Consider the following 7,489-nt stretch of genomic DNA (forward strand, 5'->3'; position numbering starts at 1 on the left):
GATTTTCCGCTTTCCAGCGGATGGATTCCAGCGTATTGTACAGAAAATGCGGATTGATCTGATGGCTCAGCACTTGGAATTCCAGCACTTTCTTTTTACGTTCCGCGAGCGAAGCCTCCTCCACCAGACCCTCAATCTGCTTGACCATGTTGGAAACCCCGCTATACAGCCAGCCGATCTCATCCTGTCTGGAGGAACTGGGGATCAGATTCTGCATATTATCCGTCTCCAGCCTTCGCATTGAACGAACGAGATGTGCAATAGGCTGCGTGTAGCGGGACGTGATGTAAAATATAACGCCGATACAGCAGATCAGATAAAGAATAAGAAAAATAACGAGCATCCGGTTGATTTCATCGATTGTTCCCGTCAGCTCTTGCAGCGGCGTCAGGCTTGCCATCGCCCACGGCTGGCTGTCCAGCTTAACGTAAGTAGCGAGATAGGTTTGCCCGTCGATGGTAACCGCCTGTGAGCCTTGATCCGCCGATGCGACGAATTTGATATAAGAGGGAGAAGGAAACTTCTGACCCGTCCATTCATTGGCGGAAGAGTCATAATAAATCATGCCGTCCTCGTTGAGCAGCAGCATTTTCTGACTTTTCAACTGCGCAGATGGCGAGAAATACCGGGCCAAATAATCTTCCGACAAGTCCGTTGCAATAATGCCCCGCGGCCTGCGGTCATACAGTCCGGTAAACCGCTTCACATAAGATAACAGCGGCTTCTCATAAGCGCCTTGCCTCGGCATCGACAAATACCAGGACGGGCTGATTGTTGCTCTGGAGCGTTGAAACCAATACCGTTCCTCGATTTGAATCGATTCCCCAATTGTACTTAAATAGGAAGGATAGTCAGCTGGCCTGATCGGGTAAATCTTGACCCGAAACGCATCGATCGCAGGCGTATTCTGATAGAGAAATGCCAGCATATTGACGGCAAACGTTTCCTCTGCGGCAGCATCGGTTGGCTCCTTCACAAGCAGGTCCTGCAGTTGCTTGTTGCCGATTAAATCATTAACCTGGTCGTTGAGCTTGTACAGGTAAAGCTCGAAGCTCTTTTTCGCCTGCAGCAAATAGCCCATCGTCATTTTCGTATTCGTGTTCGAAATGCCCTCAATCGATTTAATATGCGAATAATAGGCGAATAATAGAAAAGGTACGATTATGATGAGAAAAAAAATAAAGATCATCCGGTTCCGAAACGATGTCGCCAACCGCAAGGAACCTTTCTTCAACAACTGCATCGTCCACGCTCCGACTGCCGAAACGGCCAAATAATACGGATAAATGGAACGCGAAAGGCCGAATCCCTCGTATGCAGCACATAAGCTGCTTCAAGCGACCGGCCCTTCCATTCCTGCTATTCCTCCGCAATTCCCTTCTGTCTTCGATATTCCTTCGGCGTACAGCCCACCTGCTTCTTGAACAGCTTCGAGAAGTGAACGGGGTCCTTGTAGCCGACCTGATAGGAAATCTGATACACCTTGAACTGGATGTCTCCCAGCATTTCCTTCGCCTTCTCGATCCGGATATTGGTCAAATACTCGAGAAACGTCATCCGCTTCTCTTTCTTGAACAGCTTGCTGAGCCATACCGGCGTCACATGGACCGCGCTGGCTACGCTATGCAGCGTCAAGCTGTCCGCATAATTGTTATGCATCAGTCTTTCCGCCTCGCACACGATTTGGCTCGGCATAGCCGATACAGTGCGGAAATCTGCGGCGATATCAAGCAAGAACCGCTCAGTCTGCTCCTTCAGGGATTGCAGCGTGTCATACTGCTCCAGAAGTTCCCATACTGCTATCGGATTGCTGCCCCAGCGCTTATTCGGGACGCCTGCGGATGCCGCTTTGCGGAATACTTCGAACAGCCATTGAAATATTTCCTGCTGAATATCTTTCAACTGGGAGAGGCGCCAAGCCTGCACCATTTCGATAAAATGGTCCATTGCCGCTGAAATATCTTCGTCAGAGCCGTATTTGACCATGTCCAGAACCTCATCAGGCTCACGCAGCGACAGATTATCGCATTCTCCCTCTTGGTCCTGCCATAGCTCAGTAAAGAGACGATTGCCGCCAAATAGCACTTTCCGCTCCAGTACATCGGATGCAGCGACAAACATATCATGCAAATGCTCCAGGCCGCCCGGTGTCGTGCGCATGCCTGCGCTCGCCTTTACTTTGACAAATTCATTGATCCGCTGAATGCACAACTGTGCGATACCGCTCGCAAGCTTGGCATGCTCCTGCCTCATGCAGCCCAGCATCACGACCCAGCGGTTGCATCGGTCCGTGCCAATCGCGAACGGATACGGATATTCCTCCTCCAGCGTCTGATTCACAACGTTGCCGATGCCGAACAGCACCAGTTCCTTATCCTTCAAGCGGCGGTTCTCGATCGCCTTTAAATCGTCGGCTTCCACGACGACCAGCATCATTTGGTGCTGGGACATCCACTCCAGATTCAGCGATTGAAGCCGGTGGCGCTGCCTCGCTTCGCGATGCGGATCGAAGGGCAGCTCGAACATTTCCCGAAGCAAATCCTCACGCATTTTCGGAATGGCGAACCGCATCTGGTTGAATAATTGCTGCTCATGCTGCCGCTCCACCCGTTGTTCGTAAATATGATCCGTAATCCGGCTGACCACGCCATCCAACTCATCGAGATTGATCGGCTTTAAAATATAATCGAGCACTCCGATCTGGAGCGCTTGCTTGGCAAGTTCAAAATCATCATAACCGCTGACAACAATCGTCTCCGGCTTGTAATCCTCGTACGGCTCCAAAGAACGCAGAAATTCCAGCCCGGACATCCTGTTCATTTTAATATCGGTAAGAATGAGATCCGGCCTTTGGTCGAGCGCCATCCGCAGCGCAGAATCGCCATCATCGGCGACAAGCACCTGATTTATGCCGAATTTATCCCATGGGAAGCGCTTCCGTAAACCTTCGCGAATCTCAAATTCATCATCCACGATAAGAGCTGTCAGCATCTTTTCACCTCTCCAGCCGATTTTAACATCAAGCGGGACTCCGCCCACCATCTATCTTCATACTAACCGACTCAGTTTTAGATTGCACGGGGTAATTTCACAATTTTATAGGGCAGTTATAAACCGAATACCTTAAAAAGGTCGTTATGCCCTTGAAAGTTTACTTTTTCCCCGTAGATCGCCCTCATTCGCCCCTCTAAAATGAACATAAGTAAATATGCTACCCAAAGGAGCTGTTAAAACGATGATCCATGCCAACCACATAAACAAAACGCTGGGCAAATTGAAGAAGCTCGACGAAATCTATACCGAGCTTATATTCGAAAAAGCCGGCGAAGTCGAAACGGTATTTTTCGAAACGGACGAGCATCGCTACCAGGTTCCCGAGGGCAATGAAGGCTGGCGTCCAGCCAAATCCGGACTGCAATGGGGTAAAGAATGGGGCTCCGCCTGGTTTAAAGGCCATTACATCGTACCCAAGGAGCTGCACGGCCGCAAGCTATATATTCGGGCAGAGACGGACGGCGTGGAGACCTTCTTCTGGGTGAATCGCAAGCCAAGCGGCATCTTCACGCATCCCAAGGAAGCGGCCAACCGCGGCAATCACCATACGCTTCTGCTTACGAAAGAGGCTCAAGCCGGTACCGGATTTGAACTGTCTTTCGAGGCTTATGCGGGACATCCGTGTGTCGGAACGCAGCCCTATCAGGTGAGCGAAGCAAACTTCTCCGGCGAACAGCGCTACAATCGCGTCTATACGTCAATCGATATCATGCTCTGCCGTGAGGACGTGAAGGATTTCGTCTTCGATCTCCGCACGCTTCAGCAAGTGGCGAGCTCCGGAGCGGTCGATCCGTTCCGCCGGGCTAAGATCGAAAATACACTGCTGGAGCTGTTCCCGATTCTCACCCAGTCGCCAGGCGAAGTGCCCGAAGAGGTATGGCGCACTCCTCTGCGCCAAGCCAGAGAATTAATGCGGCCGCTTCTGGAGCGGAAGACGGGCGAATCTGCGCCGAAGACCGGCATCATCGGCCACTCCCATATGGATACCGCATGGCTGTGGACGCGTGATGAGACGATTCGCAAATGTGCGCGTACCTATGCGAATGTACTCAGCTTGATGGACCAATACCCGGAATATACGTTCATCCAAAGCTCCGCCTTTCATGCCGAGCTGATGCGCCGTCATTATCCGGATATTTTCGAAGGCATGAAGCAGCGGATCGCCGAGGGACGCTGGGAAATTAACGGCGGCGTCTGGATTGAAAGCGACTGCAATCTCGTATCCGGCGAATCGCTCATCCGTCAATTTCTCGTCGGGCAGCGCTATACCCGCAAGCATTTCAACTATACGGCAGATGTATTCTGGCTGCCCGATACGTTTGGCTACAGCGCCGCAATTCCGCAAATTATGGCCGGAACGGAAGTCCGATATTTCTTGACGACAAAGCTATCCTGGAATGATACGAATCATTTTCCATACGACACGTTCTACTGGCAGGGACTGGACGGCACGAAGGTGCTCACCCACTTCAATACAATCCATTGCTGGCCTGATGCTGAAACGCTGATCGACCGCGTCTACGCTTCGCATAACGCGATTGCTCACAAGCGTGTCAATGACAGCCGGCTCGTATCCTACGGTTTCGGGGATGGCGGCGGCGGACCGCAATACGAAATGATCGAAATGGCTAGGCGTTCGGCCGATCTGGAAGGCGTGCCAAAAACCGAGCATACGACGGCAAGCCGCTTCATGCAGCAATTGGAGACACAGGCTGTCAACCCTCCTCTCCATGTCGGCGAGCTGTATTTCGAGGGTCACCGCGGAACACTGACGCAAATTCATCAGATCAAGCGCAACAACCGGAAAGCGGAATTTGCGCTTCGCAATCTGGAGCTTGTTGAATCCATCAACGGCACGAGAGGCGGCCGCATCGACAAGGAACGGCTGGCTTCGCTTTACGAGCTGCTGCTCATTAACCAGTTCCACGATATTTTGCCAGGGACCTCGATTCCAGAGGTTCATGACCGGGCGATTGCAGAGGTTAGCCAAGTCATTATGGATGCTGAAGGGGCAACGACTGCGCTGCTTGCTCCAGTTGGTGCAGCCGATGAGAATGCCGTAACGGTCTGGAATACGCTAAGCTGGGACCGCAACGGTACAATTGCTATCGATGGCCTGTCTCAGGATCAGACTCTGGCGGACAGCTCGCTTCTCTCGCAGCGGATAACTGACGTATTCGGCAGCCAGAAGCTGCTTGTCGGGGAGACAACCGTGCCGGCTATGGGGTCCCGCGTATTCGAACTCGCAAATATAGAAGCAGACGCTGCTGCCGCACCTTCTCCGTTCCGCTATGACGAGAAGGCGGGCACGCTTGATACGCCGCATGCCCGGGTTCGTTTTGACGAAAACGGCTATATCGAATCTTTCATTCATAAGGCGAGCAGACGTGAGCTTCGCGGCAGCGGCCATCCGCTCAACGCTTTCCTGATGGGCGAAGACTTGCCAGGCGCTTGGGACAACTGGGATATCGACCGTGATATTTTCAGCAAGCTGCAGTTGCAGACCCGTCTGGTTGCTCGTGAAGTCGCGGCAGACGGCCCGCTTCAGTTCCGTCTGCGCAGCGAATACCAGATCGGACGGCAGTCTTCCATTACGCAGCATATGGTATTCCATTCGGACTCGGCGCAAGTCGATTTCGAGACAGTTATCGTATGGCGAGAGAAGCACCAGCTGCTCAAGGTCGGCTTCGACCTCAATTTGCTCGCGCAGCAAGCACGCCACGAGGTGCAGTTCGGCCACGTCGAGCGTCCGACTCATACGAACACTCCATACGATCAGGCGATGTTCGAGGTATGTGCACATAAATGGACGGATATATCGGAAAACCGCTTCGGCGCAGCACTGCTGAACGATTGCAAATACGGCGTATCTGTATTCGGCTCCGATATCCGGCTGACGCTCCACAAAGGCGGCGCCCATCCTGATCCGCGCGGCGATGCAGGCATTCACGAAGTGACTTACTCCCTGCTTCCGCATGAAGGCGGTTTTGCAGCAGAAACCGTTATTCGTCCGGCTTATGAGCTTAATGCACCTGCACTTTCGGTTCGCGGAAAAACTGTTGTACAGGAGCAATCCTTCCTCGCGATTGACGCTCCGAACGTCATTATCGAAGCGGTTAAGCCGGCTGAGGACGATGACGCCTACGTGATCCGTCTCTATGAAGCGGAACGTTCAGCAGTGAAAGACGCTCTCTTAACGTTCGACAAAGCGCCGAAACGCGTCGTCATCGCCAATATGCTGGAAGAGGGGCAGGAAGAGCTTGCCTTGAAAGGAAACTCAGTAGCGCTTGATTTCCGGCCGTTCGAGATCAAGACGGTGAAAGTTTACGTTTAAGCGCAGCGGTGAAGGAAAGCTGGGCATGTGAAAGTGCCTGTTGTAGGCTGTCGAGAGATTTCTCGGCAGCTTTTTATATGCGCGTATGGTGATATATGCAAACTTTGTATGCACCATGCCCGGGGTCGCTGCGTGTTGCCTAGCGTCCAGTGTGTGATGCACACGCCGGGGTCGCTGCGTGTTTTGGTCCGTGCTGCCATTCTTGATTCCATTCTCCCATCGCTTACACGATGACTAATGGATAGAACCTGCGAAAAGTCAGCCCGAACTCAAAACACTCCGCTCACCCTACTCGACACGTTCAATACATTCATAGCAAGAATACAGCAAAACAAACTTAAAGCTTTTCGCTTCGTTTGGTTTACTGCTTGCACTGAATTTAATGCTCGCAACTCAGTAGTGTAGTCTAGCAGCTACCGCAATTAACCATTTCTCATTTCGATAAAATCTTCTCAATATTTATAATCACCTCTCGATATTGTGAACAACGAAACGGGTTCGCTATTTAGCGAAGACCGATTCGCTGATTTTAGTTTAAACGTGTGATTTGGGGCCGCTCTCTCGTATTAGCGAAGAGATTTTCGCTGTTGGTGAAGCTGCGTTCTCGAGTAACGAAGTTTAGTTCGCTATAGCTGAATCACCATCCATTAGCTATTGTATAGCGAAGTTTGATTCGTTCTATAGCGAAGCAGATTCGCTATCGGGCTCTACTCGTTAATCAAAATGCAAAACTGCATGTTGTCAGCCGTTTTTCCGATGAATTCTCGCTTCAAAATGCAAATGTGCATGTTGATTGGCACAAACACGCCGAATTCGTGGAAATGAGCGATTTCAAATGTACATTTACATTTTGATGGCCATTTTAGCCCTTTTAGCGTTTATCCACATGTACTTTTGCATTTTGTTCACCATACAGCGCGGAGTGACCAGTTAGAGAATGCTTAGTTAACCGCTTATGCTACAGAGACGACTAGTTAGAGAGGGTTTAGTTAACCACCTATGCTACACAGGCGACTAGTTAGAGAGGGTTTGGTTAGCAGCCTATGCTACAGAGGCGACTAGTTAGAAAGCATTTAGTTAACCGCCTATACTTCAGAGACG

At 51.2% G+C, this 7,489-nt stretch carries 3 protein-coding genes; 1 reads left to right on the forward strand and 2 read right to left on the reverse strand.

Annotated features, from left to right (window positions below):
* On the reverse strand, positions 1-1,243 hold a 1,243-nt coding region (locus tag TY10_RS10650), incomplete at its 3' end, for a sensor histidine kinase (RefSeq protein ID WP_052350478.1).
* Positions 1,244-1,359: 116 nt separating this feature from the next.
* A complete protein-coding gene (locus tag TY10_RS10655) occupies positions 1,360-3,042 on the reverse strand; it encodes a response regulator transcription factor (RefSeq protein ID WP_238327539.1) in 1,683 nt (560 codons plus the stop codon).
* Positions 3,043-3,235: 193 nt separating this feature from the next.
* Here TY10_RS10655 and TY10_RS10660 point away from each other — a divergent pair, with 193 nt between their 5' ends.
* On the forward strand, positions 3,236-6,388 hold the full coding sequence (locus TY10_RS10660; RefSeq protein ID WP_042163086.1) for an alpha-mannosidase: 3,153 nt from the start codon (positions 3,236-3,238) through the stop codon (positions 6,386-6,388).
* Positions 6,389-7,489 lie beyond the last annotated feature (1,101 nt).

The sequence above is a fragment of the Paenibacillus gorillae genome (assembly GCF_000513275.1).
GTDB lineage: Bacteria > Bacillota > Bacilli > Paenibacillales > Paenibacillaceae > Pristimantibacillus > Pristimantibacillus gorillae.